At 59.2% G+C, this 17,243-nt stretch carries 10 protein-coding genes, 1 tRNA gene and 3 pseudogenes; 5 read left to right on the forward strand and 9 right to left on the reverse strand.

Annotation, left to right across the window (positions count from 1 at the left end; genetic code table 11):
* The first annotated feature begins 109 nt into the window (after positions 1-109).
* Together phnX and AABM54_RS16675 are read left to right on the forward strand one after the other, a co-directional pair.
* A complete protein-coding gene (gene phnX / locus AABM54_RS16670; protein WP_347901099.1) occupies positions 110-937 on the forward strand; it encodes a phosphonoacetaldehyde hydrolase in 828 nt (275 codons plus the stop codon).
* 198 nt (positions 938-1,135) lie between these two features.
* A complete protein-coding gene (locus tag AABM54_RS16675; protein WP_347901100.1) occupies positions 1,136-1,693 on the forward strand; it encodes a cytochrome b in 558 nt (185 codons plus the stop codon).
* Here the strand turns inward: AABM54_RS16675 and AABM54_RS16680 are convergent.
* Positions 1,680-2,612 carry a pyridoxal-phosphate dependent enzyme gene (locus AABM54_RS16680; RefSeq protein WP_347901101.1) on the reverse strand — a complete coding sequence of 311 codons (933 nt, stop codon included), beginning with the start codon at positions 2,610-2,612 and terminating at the stop codon, positions 1,680-1,682. The two genes, AABM54_RS16675 and AABM54_RS16680, sit on opposite strands and share 14 nt — an antisense overlap.
* 154 nt (positions 2,613-2,766) lie before the next feature.
* A pseudogene (locus tag AABM54_RS16685) lies at positions 2,767-4,807 on the reverse strand (FAD-dependent oxidoreductase).
* Positions 4,808-5,018: 211 nt separating this feature from the next.
* Between AABM54_RS16685 and AABM54_RS16690 the strand changes: the two are divergent.
* A complete protein-coding gene (locus tag AABM54_RS16690; protein WP_347901102.1) occupies positions 5,019-6,149 on the forward strand; it encodes a nitrilase-related carbon-nitrogen hydrolase in 1,131 nt (376 codons plus the stop codon).
* A 3-nt stretch (positions 6,150-6,152) separates the two neighbouring features.
* A complete protein-coding gene (locus tag AABM54_RS16695; RefSeq protein ID WP_347901103.1) occupies positions 6,153-7,193 on the forward strand; it encodes an AraC family transcriptional regulator in 1,041 nt (346 codons plus the stop codon).
* Positions 7,194-7,593: 400 nt separating this feature from the next.
* Here AABM54_RS16695 and AABM54_RS16700 read toward each other — a convergent pair whose 3' ends face one another.
* Positions 7,594-8,445: a DUF2242 domain-containing protein gene (locus AABM54_RS16700; protein WP_347901104.1), complete on the reverse strand. Its 852-nt coding sequence runs from the start codon at positions 8,443-8,445 to the stop codon at positions 7,594-7,596.
* A gap of 91 nt (positions 8,446-8,536) precedes the next feature.
* A pseudogene (locus tag AABM54_RS16705) lies at positions 8,537-9,437 on the reverse strand (LysR family transcriptional regulator).
* Positions 9,438-9,560: 123 nt separating this feature from the next.
* On the opposite strand from AABM54_RS16705, the gene AABM54_RS16710 reads away from it, so the two are divergent.
* Positions 9,561-10,766, forward strand: a complete 1,206-nt coding sequence (locus AABM54_RS16710; protein ID WP_347901105.1) for an MFS transporter — start codon at positions 9,561-9,563, stop codon at positions 10,764-10,766.
* Between the two features lie 69 nt (positions 10,767-10,835).
* Here the strand turns inward: AABM54_RS16710 and AABM54_RS16715 are convergent, their stop codons facing one another.
* The 5 genes and pseudogenes from AABM54_RS16715 to clpX all read right to left on the reverse strand — a co-directional run bounded on the left by AABM54_RS16715 (position 10,836) and on the right by clpX (position 17,180).
* Positions 10,836-12,695, reverse strand: a complete 1,860-nt coding sequence (locus AABM54_RS16715; protein ID WP_347901106.1) for a SurA N-terminal domain-containing protein — start codon at positions 12,693-12,695, stop codon at positions 10,836-10,838.
* A 101-nt stretch (positions 12,696-12,796) separates the two neighbouring features.
* Positions 12,797-12,873: transfer RNA gene (locus AABM54_RS16720), tRNA-Asp, on the reverse strand.
* 53 nt (positions 12,874-12,926) lie between these two features.
* The gene (locus AABM54_RS16725) at positions 12,927-13,199 is read right to left on the reverse strand and encodes an HU family DNA-binding protein (RefSeq protein WP_002552737.1); all 273 of its coding nucleotides are present in this window, start codon (positions 13,197-13,199) and stop codon (positions 12,927-12,929) included.
* 147 nt (positions 13,200-13,346) lie between these two features.
* Positions 13,347-15,745 (reverse strand): annotated as a pseudogene (gene lon, locus AABM54_RS16730) (endopeptidase La).
* A gap of 151 nt (positions 15,746-15,896) precedes the next feature.
* Positions 15,897-17,180 (reverse strand): ATP-dependent Clp protease ATP-binding subunit ClpX, encoded by a 1,284-nt coding sequence (gene clpX, locus AABM54_RS16735; RefSeq protein WP_054596541.1) that lies wholly within the window; start codon positions 17,178-17,180, stop codon positions 15,897-15,899.
* Between the last annotated feature and the right edge of the window lie 63 nt (positions 17,181-17,243).

A 17,243-nucleotide genomic window follows, 5' to 3' on the forward strand; every position in this document is an offset into this window, starting at 1 on the left:
CGATTGAACATTCAACATTGAAGTCGACTGATTTACCGCTATCGCGAGCAGGCCCGCTCCCACCAGAAGCAGTTCCCTTATTAACCAGATGCCACAGGATTTGATCACCATGAACTACAACAACCCTACCCAGCTCCAGGCCGCCATCCTCGACTGGGCCGGCACCGTGGTCGATTTCGGCTCTTTTGCGCCGACCCAGATTTTCGTCGAGGCCTTTGCCGAATTCGACGTTCAGGTCTCCATCGAAGAAGCACGTGGCCCGATGGGCATGGGCAAGTGGGACCACATTCGCACCCTCTGCGATCAACCGGACGTCGCCGAGCGCTACCGCACCGTCTTCGGCCGTACGCCCACCGACGATGATGTGACTGCGATCTACCAGCGCTTCATGCCCCTGCAAATCGAAAAAATCGCCGAGCACTCGGCGTTGATCCCGGGCGCGCTGGAGACCATCGCCCACCTGCGCCAACAAGGGCTCAAGATCGGTTCGTGCTCCGGCTATCCGAAGCAGGTCATGGACAAAGTCGTTGAGCTGGCCGCCACCAACGGCTACGTGGCTGACCATGTCGTTGCCACCGACGAAGTGCCCAACGGTCGCCCGTGGCCGGCCCAGGCACTGGCCAACGTGATTGCGCTGGGTATCGACGACGTTGCTGCTTGCGTGAAGATCGACGACACCGTGCCGGGCATTCTCGAAGGGCGCCGTGCCGGCATGTGGACCGTGGCGCTGATCTGCTCGGGCAACGCACTGGGCTTGACCTATGAAGGCTATCGCGCCTTGAGCCGTGAAAAACTGGCCAGCGAACGCACACGCATCCACGCGATGTTCGAAGGCTCGCGCCCGCACTACATGATCGACACCATTACCGATTTGCCTCACGTGATTGCCGACATCAACAAACGCCTGGCCAACGGGGAGATGCCACAAAGCAACTGATGGCCGCGTGTGCAACAAAAAAGCGCCAGCCCTTGAACGGGGCTGGCGCTTTTATTTGCCCCATCGACTGCCTCGGAGCATAAGACAGGGCATAAATGCCTGATCTGCCTCAGGCAAAGCCACGCAAACAGGATTACAGTTAGGGCACTCCGTCGCACAAGAACGGAGGTTTCAGACCTGAATAGCGAGGAATACCGTATGCCCTGGAAGAACTCCGACACACGCTACAGCACCGTCTCCATCGCGCTGCACTGGTTGATGCTGGTGTTACTGGCGGTGGTCTATGCCTGTATCGAATTGCGCGGGATCTTTCCCAAGGGCAGTGGCGGTCGGACCCTGATCAAGGAAGCCCACTTCATGCTCGGCCTGACGGTGTTTGTGCTGGTCTGGTTGCGGTTGTTTGCCCGTAGCCTGGGAACCGCGCCGAAGATCTTCCCGGCGTCCCCGCCGTGGCAAACCGTGCTGGCCCGACTGATGCACTGGGCGCTGTACATCTTCATGATTGCCATGCCGATTCTCGGTTGGTTGGTCACCAGTGCCGAGGGGCACCAAGTGATGTTCTATGGCATAGACCTGCCGCTGCTGATTGACGAAAACAAACCGCTGGCCAAGCAACTCGAAGGCTGGCACGTACTGGGCGGCACTATTGGCTACTGGCTGATCGGTCTGCACGCATTGGCGGGGCTGTACCACCATTACGTGGTGCGCGATAACACCCTCTTGCGGATGATGCCCAAGCGCATCAGCCCTGACTGACAGGCACAAAACCCCGGCGGCCCTGCAAGCCGCCGGTGTGCACGAAAACCAGCCGTGTACCGGCAGCGAAACGTCCCGCCTCGACCTGTTGCTTGAGTGCCAGCAGCGCTTTGCCGGTGTACAGCGGCTCCAGGGGAATGCCGCTGACCTGCTCGGAGCATTCGATGAAGGCCAGCAACTCGGGATCAACCCTGGCGAAACCACCGCGGCTGCCGTCGAACAGCTCATAGCCGTCGTTCGGCAAGGCACATTCGCCGAGGATCGTCTCCACCTGCTGCGCCACGCCATGATCATCCGGTACCGCCAGCGCGCCATACACCGGATGCCTTCCCGCCTCGGCCAGCACCAGCCCGGCCAGCGTGGTGCCGGTTCCGCAGGCCAGCCACCAACCGTCGTAGTCGCTCCAGCCCAACGCGTTCAGTTGCTCACGCACGGGGGTGAGCAATTGAGCGCAGCCGAGGGCACCGAGCAAACCGCCGCCGCCTTCAGAAACTGGATGCAGATGCGGATATTGCGCCTGCCACGGCTGCCAGAAGCCCGGTTCGTTGCGCGCGCGATAACCGCCGTAACCCAACCAGTGCACCTGCATGCCGAAGGCCTGCAAGTCCTGCACGGTCAGGTTTTCTTGCGGATGACCGCGCAGCAGGCCCACGGTGGGAAAACCGAAGCGTTTGCCTGCCGCCGCCAGTGCATGCAAATGGTTGGAGTAAGCCCCGCCCAGGCTGATCACCCCTTCGGCCCCCGCCTCGCTGGCCACTCTCAGGTGATCAATGAGCTTGAACCACTTGTTGCCCGAGATCAGCGGGTCGATCTGGTCCAGGCGCAGGACCGCGACGTCGACGCCAGCTGCGGTGAGCCAGTCCAAGTGAAGACGTTCAAGGGGAGCATGGGGGAGCCAGTCACAAGAAGGAGAAAGCATGGATGCCGGCTCTTTGGGAAAGAGCCGGCATCTTACCAGCACAGAGAACGCCTTCGTGGGCAAGTCGGATCGACACATCGCTCGCGCCTACAGGGTTCAAACCCGTAGGAGCAAAGCCTGCGCGCGATGGCCATTGGCACGCTCGGCCGGCGTACTACAACTCAGCTGCCAAGCGCGAACCCTGATTGATCGCACGCTTGGCATCCAGCTCCGCCGCCACGTCCGCGCCGCCAATCAAGTGCACATTCTGCCCGGCCGCCAGCAAGCCGTCCTGCAACTCACGTAGCGGGTCCTGACCGGCGCAAATCACGATGTTGTCCACCGGTAGCACTTGCGGCTCGCCGGTTTCGCCGATGCGGATGTGCAGGCCTTCGTCATCGATCTTCAGGTACTCGACGCTGTTGAGCATCTGCACCTGTTTGTTCTTCAAGCCCGTGCGGTGAATCCACCCGGTGGTTTTGCCCAGGCCATCGCCAACCTTGGATTTCTTGCGCTGCAACAGGAACACTTCCCGCGCAGGCGCATGCGGCTCAGCCTTGATACCGGCAACGCCACCGCGCGCCTCCAGGTGTGTGTCGATGCCCCACTCCTTCCAGAACGCTTCACGGTCCTGACTGGTGGCCACGCCCTGATGGACCAGGAATTCCGACACGTCGAAACCGATACCGCCCGCACCGATCACCGCAACCTTCTGCCCAACCGGTTTGCGCTGAAGAATCACGTCCAGGTAGCTCAAGACCTTGGCGCTCTCGACACCTGGAATTGCCGGTACGCGCGGGGCGATACCCGTGGCCAGGACAATCTCGTCAAAACCGCCTGCCACCAGCTGTGCGACGTCGACCCGGGTGTTCAGGCACACCTCGACATTCGTGGTCTGCAACTTGCGTTTGAAGTAACGCAGGGTCTCGAAAAATTCTTCCTTGCCCGGCACTCGTTTGGCGACATTGAACTGGCCGCCAATTTCACTCGCCGAATCAAACAGCGTCACTTGATGGCCACGTTCGGCGGCCACGGTGGCAGCTGACAGGCCGGCAGGACCGGCGCCCACCACGGCAATTTTCTTGATCTGCTGCACCGGCAGGTAATTGAGCTCGGTTTCATGGCACGCCCGCGGGTTCACCAGGCACGAGGTCAACTTGCCGCCAAAGGTGTGGTCCAGGCAGGCCTGGTTGCAACCGATGCACGTGTTGATTTCGTCGCCACGACCAGCCGCTGCCTTGTTGACGAACTCAGGGTCCGCCAGGAACGGCCGCGCCATGGACACCATGTCGGCGTCGCCTTCGGCCAGAATCTGCTCGGCTACTTCCGGGGTGTTGATACGGTTGGTGGTGATCAGCGGGATCGACACCGAGCCACGCAGCTTGGCCGTGACCTTGCTGAAAGCGGCACGTGGAACCTTGGTGGCAATGGTCGGAATGCGCGCTTCGTGCCAACCGATACCGGTGTTGATGATCGTCGCACCGGCCCTGCTCGATGGCCTTGGCCAACAGCACGATCTCTTCCCAGGTGCTGCCACCTTCCACCAGGTCGAGCATCGACAGGCGATAAATGATGATGAAGTTCGGGCCGACCGCTTCGCGTACACGCCGCACGATCTCCACCGGCAGGCGCATGCGGTTTTCGTAGCTGCCGCCCCAACGGTCGGTGCGATGGTTAGTGTGCGCCGCGAGGAACTGGTTAATGAAGTAGCCTTCGGACCCCATGATCTCGACGCCGTCGTACTCGGCTTTTTGCGCCAGGGTCGAGCACGTCACGAAATCGCTGATCTGCTTCTCGATGCCTTCTTCGTCCAGCTCTTTAGGCTTGAACGGGTTGATCGGCGCCTGTATGGCACTCGGTGCGACCTGCTTCGGGCTGTAGGCATAACGCCCGGCGTGAAGAATCTGCATGCAGATCTTGCCGCCCGCCTCATGCACGGCGCGGGTGACGACCTGATGCTTGAGGGCTTCTTCCTCAGTCGTCAGCTTGGCGGCGCCCGAGTAAACCCCGCCTTCATCGTTCGGACCAATGCCGCCGGTAACCATCAGGCCCACGCCGCCGCGAGCGCGCTCGGCGAAATAGGCCGCCATGCGCTCGAAGCCACCGGGTTTCTCTTCAAGACCGGTGTGCATCGAGCCCATCAGGGTACGGTTGCGCAACGTGGTAAAACCCAGGTCCAGCGGGGCCAACAGGTGCGGGTAATGAGGGGCGGCCATCGGTAACTCCACAACGAGCGATCACGGGGAAAATGCGGGCGCTCTTTGGCGCCCATCTGTCATGTTCGACAGACTAAGAGCACGCTCGCGGTCGCTCAATGACCGTAACTGACAACTTATTGATCCAAATGCACAGCGCCTCTTGGCAAGCAGGCCCACGGGCCCTACCCTAGTCGGCGAACCCTGCACACGGCCGCTGACTGTTTTCCCCATGCGCAAATTTCTCTGCCTCACCTTTTCCCTGGCCCTGATCGCCGCCATCACCACTTACGTGATGTGGACCAACGACCGCCCGGTCGGCCACTACCTCTCGGACCTGCGCATCAAGCTCGTGGTCGACCAGGGTGTTCCGGCCGGGCGTGGCAATCTTTTGGGGATCCAGCCCGAACTGTTCCCCACCGACTATCAAAGCCCCGAGCGCTTGCACCGCAAACTCGCGGCGTACCTGCAACAGGCCCGCGATCAAGGTCTGGTGAACGAGAAAACCGTCGTCGTACTGCCCGAACATGTCGGCACCTGGCTGATGCTCAGCGGCGAGAAAGACGAGCTGTATCAGGCCGGCAGCCTGAAAGAAGCCATGAACTGGCTGGCCGTCAGCAACCCGCTACGCTTCGTGCGTGCGCTGATCAGCGCCACGGGCGACAGCCGACTGGATGACGCGCACCTGCGCATGAAAGCCAAAACCATGGCCCGGGATTACCAACAGTTGTTTGGTGGGCTGGCCAAGGAATTCGGGGTGACCCTGGTTGCCGGCTCCATCGTGCTGCCCGAACCGAGCGTCAGCGACGGACAATTGAATCCGGGGCGCGGGGCGCTGTACAACAGCACCCTGGTGTTCGGCCGTGACGGAATGCCCATCGGCCAACCGCAACGCCAGTTGTACCCAACGTCCGAGGAGCGCGGCTTTATCCAGCCCAGTGTCGATCAGGCAGTCACCGTCATCGACACCCCCGCCGGTCGTTTGGGCGTGTTGATTGGCAGCGACAGCTGGTACCCGCAGAACTACCGCAAACTCAATGACCTGGGCGCCCAACTGATCGCCGTCCCCGCGTTTGTCAGGGGCCGCGGTACCTGGGACAAGCCTTGGCACGGCAACAAGGGTGTATCGACCCCAAGCGAAATCGACCTGAAACCCGGTGAACTCAGTGAAGGTCAAGCCTGGCATCGCCTGACACTCATCAGTCAGCCTCCCGGCAGCCTGGCAACGGCCGGCATGAGTGTGTTCCTGCGGGGCCAGTTCTGGGACCAGAGCACCGCAGGCCAGAGCTTCCTCAGCAGCAATGGCCAGCATGTTGCCGACGGCGATGGCCGTGGTGCGCACGTGCTCAACCTCTGGTTGTAGGCCATGAAACCACAGCCGATGCGCCTCGGAGACCTCTCGGTCGGCTTCGTCGACAGCCTGGCCGACGCCGTGCGTAGCCAGGGCCTGGACCCTCAGCAATTGCTTGATCAATACGGACTGGACCCGGCGCGCCTGGCCGAGGCTGGCGCCCGGTTGTCGATCCCGCGCTACATGCGCCTGGGCCACGCCGCCATTCAACTGACTGGCGACCCGGCGCTGGGCCTGAAAATGGGCCAGCTCAGCCGACTCAGCCAGGCCGGGCTGGCCGGAGTCACCGCCGCGCAGGCGCCGACACTGCGTGAGGCGGCGCGTTGCCTGATTCGCTTCGAGGCGTTATACGGCTCCAACTACCGTGGCCAATCGAGTTTTCACGAGGACGCCCATGGCGCCTGGCTGCGGTTCTACTCCATCAGCCCCTACAACGCCTACAACCGTTTTGTGGTGGATTCGATCATCGCCGGCTGGCTGCAACAGTTGTCCAGCGTCAGCGGCCAGGTGCTGCGCGCCGAGCGCATCGACATTGAGTTTGCCGAACCCGAATACCGTGAACGCTATGCCGTGCTGGGCGACTGCCCGATCCAGTTCGGCGCCGAACACAACCAACTGCGCTTGAGCCAGGCCAGCCTGACGCTGCGCAACCCGGTCCATTGCCCGAGCACCTGGCGGCACTTGTTGCAGCTGTGCGAACGGGAACTGGAGCAATTGACCCGCACACGCAGCCTGCGTGAACGCATCACCCAATTACTGGGGCCGTTGCTCAATGGCGGTCGGGAACCCGACCTGGAAGAAGTGGCGGCACGCCTGAAGCTGCCGACCTGGACCTTGCGCCGTAAACTGGCCGAAGAAGGCACTCAGTTTCGGGCAGTGCTCAATGACACCCGCCGCGACCTGGCCATGACCTACATCCGTGACACGGAGCTGGCCTTTGGCGAAATCGCCTACCTGTTGGGCTTCGCGTCAGCCGAAGCCTTTCAACGCGCCTTCAAACGCTGGAACAGCCAGACACCCGGCGAGTTCCGCCGCAGTCACAGACAATCAGCTTGATGCGTGAAGCTGCGCCCTACAACTCCGTAGCGTCTTCAGCGGGTTCCGGCGGGTCCAGTTCAAACGCCTGATACTCGAGAAGTTCTTCTTGATAATCGTCCATCGTCAACATCCTTTGGCGGGTCTGCACTGTGCCATCAGCATGAAGTGCCCACATGACAGAAAAATGAAGCCTGGATAAACCTTGCGCCTCTGACGTTAAAACGTAGCAGATTCGCACGAATTTACCGCAGGCCCATTTCAGGGCGGTTCAAGTAGACAAGGAAGGACGCGAGAAGATTCGGCAAAGTCTGGAACATCGCGACAGGCAGACGAATGTCAGGGCCTGGATGCCCGCAGCGACGGGCCTTCAACCGCCGCGAGCGCGTGCTGGTTAACACGCGCTCGCGGCGTTCAGCACTTAATGGCCTGACACAGGCAGCGCGGGGATCGGCTCGGTCGGTGCAGGCAGTGAGCTTGGGTTGACCGGTGGCGTGATGATTTCCGTGACCGGCGCAGGCTCAACGTGTTCGCTCGGCGCGAACGGCGCACTTTCAGGCGGCGGTGCTACCGGCTCCGAAGCGGTTGCTGGCGGCACTGGAACGCTTTCGGCCGGTGTTATCGGGGCAGGCTCTACCGCAGGCGTCGGCGCTGCGGGAGCCGGTGTTGCCTCTGGGGTCAGCGATGCTGGCTTGGCTTCCGGCATGCCCAAGTCAGTCTTGGGTTTTTCAGAAATGTGCGCGGCTTTTTTCACGTCGGGCGGCAGGAACAACTCCACCAGCGCAAAGAACCGCTCATAGAACTTGGCCGAGGAAACGGTTTCGCTGGCGACCTTCACCATCGAGTCGTCGGACGAGCCGATCGGCATCGACACGGAACCCAGTACACCGACACCCAGACTCGCCGAATTATTGGTCTTCTTCAGCGCATAGCGGTCCTGCAAGGCATTGGCAAACATCGTCGCGTGATGGCTGCTGTCTTCGGCACACACCACACTGAAACTGATTTCCAGGTGCGTATCACCGGTCTGCTGAAAACTCTTGTGGCCGCTGACCAGTTTCGGATCGCTGCTGGTGATGATGTAGCCCTGGCTCAGCAAGGCCCGACGGGCGGCTTCGCAGGAAGCGATGTCGGTGACGGGGTATTTGCGTGAAAACGTCCCGGAGTCATCAAAGTTTTCATGCTCATAAATGGCCTGATCCTTCGAGCAACCGGCCGCAGCAGCCAGCACGAGTGCCAGTCCGACGGCACGCAAATGAAATGATTTAAACATTGAACATCCTGAAGAAAACGATCCGGGGCGTATTGTGCAACAGATCGCGCCATCACGGCGCATCGATTAGTGTCTTGCAAGCGTTACAACACTACTGACCATCGTTTACCGGAAAAAGTCGCGCGCAAAAATGATCGATGAAGACGCGTAGTTTCGCAGCCGCGTGGCGACTGGACGGCCAGAGAATCCAGAATGTGCCGTTGTGTTCAAGACAGTCATCAAGCACCTGCCGCAATGCACCCCGCTCGACCGATTCGCGAACCATGAAGTCAGGAAGGCAGGCAATGCCCAGGCCCTTGGTGCACCACATGGTGCACGGCCTCGATCGAGGTGCTGACAAATCGAGTCGGCAGCAGCGCTTCACTGCCATCGGCCAGGCGCTGCAACGGCCAGGGTTCGAGCTTGCCGGTGGCGTGAAAGATGTGGCGCAAACAGGCATGGCTCGCCAGATCGGCCGGTGTCTGCGGCACACCCTGACGCGCAAGATAATCAGGCGTTGCGACCAGTACCAGTCGAAACCGTCCCAGTTGTCGGGCCATCAGGCGTGAATCTTTCGGATTACCGGTGCGTATCACGGCATCGAAGCCTTCCTCGACCACATCCACCATCCGATCCGACAGGTCGATGTCCAATTCGATGTCCGGGTAGCGCCGCATGAACTCCGTGACCACCGGCATGACCAGCCCTGGGACTTGTGGCACGCTGATGCGCAGCTTGCCGCGAGGTGCGCTTGCTGCATTGCACAGTTCAAATTTCGCCGCCTCGACCTCCGCCAGAATCTTGCGACAGCGCTCCAGGAACATCGCGCCTTCGGCGGTCACCGTGATGCTGCGGGTGCTGCGATGGAACAGCCGCACGCCGAGCTGCGCCTCAAGTCGGGCGATACTCTTGCCGATGGCCGAAGACGAAACCCCCATCAAGCGCCCCGCCTCGGTAAAGCTGCGGGTGTCGGCGGCCTGCACAAACACCGAAATGCTGCCAAGACTGTCCACGGCTCCCTCCATTATTCAGGACACTTACATCCGATAAGTTCGGAACCTTAGCCTGTTTTTCCGCTTAACGCAGCGCCCTACCCTTGGCTTCGTTGTCACTTCTTCTGAAACGGACCCGAGCCCATGAACCCACCCGAATTGACCACCCTCCTGCCGACGGCGCAAGCACCGTCCGCTGATCGGCTACCCTTGGGGGGGCTGCTGGCACTCGCCACCGCCGCCTTCATCACCATCATGACCGAGGCCTTGCCAGCCGGACTGCTGCCACAAATGAGCCATGACCTGGGCGTATCCCAGGCCTGGATCGGCCAATTGGTGACGATGTACGCCATTGGCTCACTGCTGGCAGCCATTCCCTTGACCGTCGCCACCCGTGGCTGGCGCCGCCGCCCCTTGTTGCTGATTGCGATTGGCGGCTTTGCCCTCGTCAACAGTGTCACCGCGCTGTCCGAAAACTACTGGCTGACCCTGGTGGCGCGACTCTTCGCTGGCGTTTTTGCCGGGCTGCTCTGGGCATTACTGGCCGGTTATGCCAGCCGAATGGTCGCCCCTCACCTGCAAGGCCGGGCGATTGCCGTGGCCATGCTGGGCGCTCCGCTGGCGCTTTCCCTTGGCGTGCCGGCAGGCACCTTTCTTGGCACGGTCGTGGGCTGGCGCCTGAGCTTTGCGGTGATGACCGGGTTAACGCTGGTGTTGCTCGGCTGGGTGCGCTGGCAGGTCCCGGACTTCCCCGGCCAAAGCGCCGAAAAACGCCTGCCGGTAAAACAGGTGTTTGTCTTGCCTGGCGTCACGGCAGTGCTGTTCGTGACATTCACCTACGTTCTGGCCCACAACATTCTCTATACCTACATCGCGCCATTTGTGGTGTCGGCAGGCCTCACCGCACAGATCGATCAAGTGTTGCTGGTGTTTGGTCTGGCCGCGTTGGTGAGCATCTGGGTCACAGGCCTTTTGATTGATCGCAGGTTACGTTCACTGGTGCTGGCAAGCTTCGCCTTGTTCGTTCTGGCGGCAGTGGCATTGCTGCTCAATGCCAGCTCGGCAGCGACCGTTTATGGCGCGGTGACGCTGTGGGGGTTGGCGTATGGCGGTGTACCGACATTGCTGCAAACCGCACTGGCAAAAGCGGCCGGCGATTCGGCGGACACCGCCCAGTCAATGTTGGTGACGGTGTGGAACCTGGGCATTGCCGGCGGTGGCGTGGCCGGCGGCATGCTGCTGGAAAGCCTTGGCGTGATGTCATTTTCGTGGGCGGTCCTGGGCCTGATGCTGCTGGGCCTGTGGGTGGTCTTCAACGCCCGGCAGCAGGGTTTCCCGGTACGCCATTAACCCCCAAAAACAAAAGACCCCGGCCTTTCGGTCGGGGTCTTTCATGTCGCAGGCTGAATCAGTCAGGCGTTAGAAACGCTTGATCTCGGCCTGGCTTTCCAACTGCTTGCGGTACGCAGCAAAGTCTTGCTGACCAATACGCGAGGCCAGGTAACGACGGTATTGAGCCTTCTCTTCTTCAGAAGGTGCAGCCGCCTCGTTCACGCTGTCCAGACGCACGATCACCACCGTGCCATCGGCCAGGGTCACGCTGCTGAAGGTCGGTTTGTCCTTCGCTTCAGGCTTCGGCATGCGGAACAGTGCTTGCAGCACAGTCGGGTCAACCCCTTCCTGAGCACGTGTAGCAGCATGCATGGCTTTCCAGCTCTGACCGGCCAGTGGCGCCTTGCCGTCGCGCAGGCTGGCGATCAACTCGTCGGCCTTGGTTTTGGCGGCAGCACTTGCGTGCTCCTTGGCCAATTGCACGCGAATGCTCGCCGCGACGCTTTCCAGCGGCAGTTGCTCAGGCTTGCGATGCTCTTTGGCACGCAGTACCACGACGGTTTCCGGGTCCAGCTCGATGGCGGTGCTGTTGGCACCCTCATCCAGCACTTCTGGACTGAAAGCCGCAGCGAGCACTGCACGGTTGGCTGCAACGCCGTCGCCACCTTCACGGCCAAACGGCGCCGAGGTATGAACGGTCAGTTTCAGGTCCTGAGCCGGCTGGGCCAGATCGGAAGCTTCGAACGAGGAGTCTTCCAGTTGCTTGGTCGCCTCGACGAAACGCTGCTCGACCTGCTGGGTCTTCAGCTCACGAGTCAACTTGTCTTTCATGCTGGCGAAACTCGGTATCGCAGGAGCCTCGACACCCAACAACTTGATCAGGTGGAAACCGAAGTCGGTGCGAACCGGTGCCGAAACCTGATCCTTGTCCAGCGCATAGAGCGCCTTCTCGAAGATCGGATCGTAAACACCTGGGCCGGCGTAACCGAGGTCACCGCCATTGTTCGCCGAACCTGGATCCTGGGAAAGCTCCTTGGCCAAGGCCTCGAACTTCTCACCTTTGGCCAGACGCGCCTGAATGTCTTCGATCTTCGCCTTGGCTTGCGCCTCGGTCATCTTGTCGTTGACTTCAATCAGAATGTGCGCGGCCCGACGTTGCTCGGCCAGGTTCGCGGTTTCCTTCTGATAAAGCGCTTGCAGCTCTTCGTCATTGACGCTGACCTGGTCGAAGAACGACGCTTTCTTGAGTTCGATGTAATCAATGACCACCTGATCCGGTGTCATGAACTCTTTGGCGTGCTCGTCGTAGTAGGTCTTGACCTCTTCGTCGGTCAGCTTCACGGCGGCCAGATCAGCCTTGATGTTCAGGGTTGCGAAGTCGCGGGTCTGTTTTTCCAGACGAGCGAACGCCAGTACCTGACCATCGGTGACAAAACCGCTGCCGGCCAGGCCAGCGCGCAACTGACCGATCAGCATTTCCTGAGCCAGCATCTGGCGGAATTGCAGACGGCTATAGTTCAACTGACGAATCACCTGATCGAAACGCTCAGGACTGAACTTGCCGTCGACCTGAAATTCAGGCGTCAACAGGATCACTTGGTCCAGCGCGGCTTCAGAGAAGGCGAACTTGGAATTCTCTGCGCCCTGCAACAGCAGTTTGCGGTCGATAAGCCCTTTGAGAGCCGACTCACGCAGCATTTTTTCGTCGAGCAAAGACGCATCGAAATCCTTGCCCAGTTGTTGCATGAGCTGACGGCGTTGCATGTCGACCGCCTGGCTCAGCTCATTCTGGCTGATCGCTTCGCCATTGACCTTGGCCGCATCATTGTTATGCGTGGCGGCCTGGAAAATGGCCTCGATACCGGTAAAAGCCATCAGTACAACGATGATCCCGATAATGGTCTTGGCAATCCAGCCTTGTGAATTGTCCCTGATATTCTGCAGCATGCGTCCCCCAGAAACGGTTGAACTTCAAATTAAGCAACCGTGGAGCGTGGGTAGTATCCGGATAGAAGAAAGGCGCATCCGAGGATGCGCCTTCTCGTAACTGGCGGAGCGGACGGGACTCGAACCCGCGACCCCCGGCGTGACAGGCCGGTATTCTAACCGACTGAACTACCGCTCCGCTGCCAAGTCAGGAATGACCCCGACCCGGATGGGCAAAAACCTGAATGAAGCTTAGTTAACGGCTTCTTTCAGTGCTTTACCGGCTTTGAAACCTGGTTTTTTGGCTGCTGCGATTTCCAGCGTCTTACCGGTCTGTGGGTTACGACCGATGCGAGCTGGACGATCAGTCACGGAGAACGTACCGAAACCAACCAGAACAACGGAGTCGCCAGCCTTGAGAGCGCCAGTGACGGATTCGATTACTGCGTCCAGCGCACGGCCAGCAGCGGCTTTCGGGATATCAGCGGATGCAGCGATAGCATCAATCAGTTCCGACTTGTTCACTCTAAGTCCCCTTATATCTATTTGAGATGATTCTAAGTTTTTTGGTGAAAGCAAAAACGAGTGCTGAATGGCCTACAGACACTTAAGAGCCGCTTTATAACAAGGGCTCTAAAAAGCTGTCAAGGAAGCCCCCCAGGCTAATACGTACTAATGCGTGCTAATTCTTTCCTTAGAGTCAGACTCGCGTTTTTCATCCTTTGCAACTATCTCGGGAGCCACATCCGGCAAGGGCTCCGGCGCGTATTGCAGCGCAATTTGCAGGACCTCGTCAATCCATTTAACGGGTTTAATCTGAAGATCCTGTTTGATGTTGTCAGGAATTTCCTTCAGATCACGAACGTTCTCTTCAGGAATGATCACGGTCTTGATCCCACCGCGGTGAGCCGCCAACAGTTTCTCCTTCAAACCGCCGATTGCCAGCACCTGGCCACGCAGGGTGATTTCCCCCGTCATGGCGACATCCGCACGCACCGGAATCCCGGTCAAGGCAGACACCAACGCCGTACACATGCCTACACCCGCACTAGGGCCGTCTTTAGGCGTAGCACCCTCAGGCATGTGGATGTGCGTGTCGCGCTTCTCATGGAAGTCCAGAGGGATGCCCAGGCTCTTCGCCCGACTGCGCACAACGGTCAACGCAGCCGTGATCGACTCGACCATCACATCACCCAGGGAGCCGGTCTTGATCAATTGACCTTTGCCTGGCACCACGGCCGCCTCGATGGTCAGCAACTCACCGCCCACCTGCGTCCAGGCAAGGCCGGTCACTTGACCCACCTGATCCTGCTGCTCGGCCAGGCCATAGCGGAATTTGCGCACACCCAGGAAGTGTTCCAGCATCTCGGCCGTGACTTTCACCGAAAAGCGTTTTTCCATCGCATGCTCTTTGACCGTCTTGCGGCAGACCTTGGCAATCTGGCGCTCAAGCCCACGCACACCGGCTTCGCGGGTGTAGTAACGAATGATGTCGCGAATCGCTTCAGCATCAAACTCCAGCTCGCCTTTCTTCAAGCCATTGGCCTGAATCTGCTTGGGAGAGAGGTACTTGACCGCGATATTGATCTTCTCGTCCTCGGTGTAGCCCGGCAGGCGAATCACTTCCATCCGGTCAAGCAGCGCCGCAGGAATGTTCATCGAGTTCGAGGTGCACAGGAACATCACATCAGACAGATCGTAGTCGACTTCCAGGTAGTGGTCGTTGAAGTTGTGGTTCTGCTCCGGATCGAGCACTTCCAGCAACGCTGACGCCGGGTCACCCCGCATGTCGCTGCCCATCTTGTCGATTTCATCCAGCAGGAACAGCGGGTTGCGCACACCCACTTTTGTCATCTTTTGAATCAATCTTCCCGGCATCGAACCGATGTAAGTCCGGCGATGGCCACGAATTTCAGCTTCATCACGCACACCACCGAGGGCCATGCGAACAAATTTGCGGTTGGTGGCATGAGCAATCGACTCAGCCAGGGAGGTTTTACCCACCCCAGGAGGACCTACCAGGCACAACACCGGGCCACGAATTTTCTTCACGCGCTTTTGCACGGCGAGGTATTCGAGGATGCGCTCTTTGACTTCTTCCAGACCATAGTGGTCGGCGTCGAGAATGTCTTCTGCGCGCGCAAGATCCAGGCGAACCTTGCTTTGGGCCTTCCACGGCACCTGGACCAGCCAGTCGAGGTAGGAGCGAACCACGGTCGCTTCGGCGGACATCGGCGACATCTGCTTGAGCTTGTTCAGCTCTGCCTGTGCCTTGGTCAACGCGTCTTTGGGCAGGGCCCCGCCGCATCGATACGCTTTTTCAGCTCTTCAATTTCGTTGTGGCCTTCGTCGCTGTCGCCGAGCTCTTTCTGAATGGCCTTCATCTGCTCATTCAGGTAGTACTCGCGCTGGCTGCGCTCCATTTGCTTTTTGACGCGGCCACGAATGCGTTTTTCGACTTGCAGCAGATCGATCTCCGCGTCCAGCAATGCCAGAACGTGCTCGACCCGGGCCGATAAATCGATGATTTCGAGGATTTCCTGCTTCTGCTCGATCTTCAGCGCCATGTGCGCAGCCATGGTATCGACCAGGCGGCTTGGCTCATCGATGCTATTGAGCGATGACAGGACTTCAGCCGGAACCTTCTTGCCCAGCTGAACGTATTGTTCAAATTGAGACAGCAAGCTGCGGACAAACACTTCCGACTCGCGCTCGGGAGCGTCGACTTCGTCAATCAGCGAAACCTCGGCACGGCAATGGCCGTCGACTTCGCTAAAACGCTCGACCGCGCCACGCTGCTCGCCTTCAACCAGCACTTTGACCGTGCCGTCAGGCAGCTTGAGCAGCTGCAGAACCGTTGCGATAGTACCTACACGATAAAGTGCGTCTTCACCGGGATCGTCGTCAGCAGGATTTCTCTGGGCCAGCAGAAGGATCTGCTTGTCGCCCGTCATCGCGGCCTCGAGGGCTTCGATAGATTTCTCGCGCCCCACGAACAGCGGGATAACCATGTGCGGATAAACCACAACATCACGCAATGGCAGGAGAGGCAATTCGATGGTTGTCTTCATGATTTCGCCTCTACGGCGGCCATAAGGCCGTAAACAGATGGAAGTAAGCTTGAAACCAAGATGGGGGCTGTCTTCAAAAAAAACAAGCTACTTGAAGGCAGTAAAAACAAAGGGGCCCGAAGGCCCCTTCTTTAATCCAGCAGTGAGACGCTTACGCGTCTGGCGCTGCCTTGGCAGCCGGCTCACTGTTTTCGTAGATATACAGTGGCTTGGACTTGCCTTCTATAACGCTTTCATCGATCACTACTTTACTCACCTCGGACTGCGAGGGGATTTCATACATAGTGTCGAGCAGTACGCCTTCGAGAATCGAGCGCAATCCACGGGCACCGGTTTTACGTTCCAGTGCGCGTTTGGCGACCGACTTCAACGCATCGGCCCGGAATTCCAGGTCAACACCTTCCATCTCGAACAGCTTGGCATACTGTTTGGTCAGAGCATTTTTTGGCTCGGTGAGAATCTGCATCAATGCAGCCTCATCCAGCTCGTCCAGCGTCGCCAGCACTGGCAGACGGCCAACGAATTCCGGGATCAGACCGAACTTGACCAGATCGTCAGGCTCGACTTCACGCAGGGACTCACCCACCTTCTTGCCTTCTTCCTTGCTGCGAACTTCTGCATTGAAGCCGATGCCGCCACGGGTGGAACGGTTTTGAATCACCTTTTCCAGACCGGAGAACGCACCGCCGCAGATGAACAGGATGTTACGCGTGTCAACCTGAAGGAATTCCTGCTGCGGATGCTTGCGACCACCTTGAGGCGGAACGGAAGCGACCGTGCCTTCGATCAACTTGAGCAGGGCCTGCTGCACGCCTTCACCCGACACATCACGGGTGATCGACGGGTTGTCAGATTTGCGCGAAATCTTGTCGATTTCATCGATGTAGACGATGCCCATTTGAGCTTTTTCTACGTCGTAGTCGCACTTCTGCAGCAGTTTCTGAATGATGTTTTCCACATCCTCGCCCACGTAACCCGCCTCGGTGAGGGTGGTCGCGTCAGCGATGGTGAACGGCACATTCAGCAAACGAGCCAGTGTTTCGGCAAGCAGGGTTTTACCCGAGCCTGTCGGGCCGATCAGCAAAATGTTGCTTTTGCCGAGTTCGACATCGTCATTCTTTTTGTCACGCTGGTTGAGGCGCTTGTAGTGGTTGTACACCGCTACGGCCAAAACCTTTTTCGCGCGCTCCTGACCAATCACGTACTGATCAAGAATGCCGCTGATTTCTTTAGGCGAAGGCAGTTTATGCGCGCTGCTTTCGGCCTGTGCTTCCTGCACCTCCTCGCGGATGATGTCATTGCACAGGTCGACGCACTCGTCGCAGATAAAGACCGAGGGGCCGGCAATCAATTTGCGTACTTCATGCTGGCTTTTGCCACAGAAGGAGCAATAAAGCAGCTTGCCGTTGTCCTCGCCGTTGCGGGTGTCAGTCATTGAATCGATCCAAATCCGATAGGCTTGCAACACAAGATGAAGGCAATTGCGGGCTTTTTCAAG

Origin of the sequence: Pseudomonas purpurea (genome assembly GCF_039908635.1) — a bacterium.
GTDB classification, from domain to species: Bacteria; Pseudomonadota; Gammaproteobacteria; order Pseudomonadales; family Pseudomonadaceae; genus Aquipseudomonas; species Aquipseudomonas purpurea.

Bases quoted from the DNA above. Each gene is read 5' to 3' on its own strand.
- phnX (WP_347901099.1), top strand. From the start codon at position 110: ATGAACTACAACAACCCTACCCAGCTCCAGGCCGCCATCCTCGACTGG.
- AABM54_RS16675 (WP_347901100.1), top strand. From the start codon at position 1,136: ATGCCCTGGAAGAACTCCGACACACGCTACAGCACCGTCTCCATCGCG.
- AABM54_RS16680 (WP_347901101.1), bottom strand. From the start codon at position 2,612: ATGCTTTCTCCTTCTTGTGACTGGCTCCCCCATGCTCCCCTTGAACGT.
- AABM54_RS16690 (WP_347901102.1), top strand. From the start codon at position 5,019: ATGCGCAAATTTCTCTGCCTCACCTTTTCCCTGGCCCTGATCGCCGCC.
- AABM54_RS16695 (WP_347901103.1), top strand. From the start codon at position 6,153: ATGAAACCACAGCCGATGCGCCTCGGAGACCTCTCGGTCGGCTTCGTC.
- AABM54_RS16700 (WP_347901104.1), bottom strand. From the start codon at position 8,445: ATGTTTAAATCATTTCATTTGCGTGCCGTCGGACTGGCACTCGTGCTG.
- AABM54_RS16710 (WP_347901105.1), top strand. From the start codon at position 9,561: ATGAACCCACCCGAATTGACCACCCTCCTGCCGACGGCGCAAGCACCG.
- AABM54_RS16715 (WP_347901106.1), bottom strand. From the start codon at position 12,695: ATGCTGCAGAATATCAGGGACAATTCACAAGGCTGGATTGCCAAGACC.
- clpX (WP_054596541.1), bottom strand. From the start codon at position 17,180: ATGACTGACACCCGCAACGGCGAGGACAACGGCAAGCTGCTTTATTGC.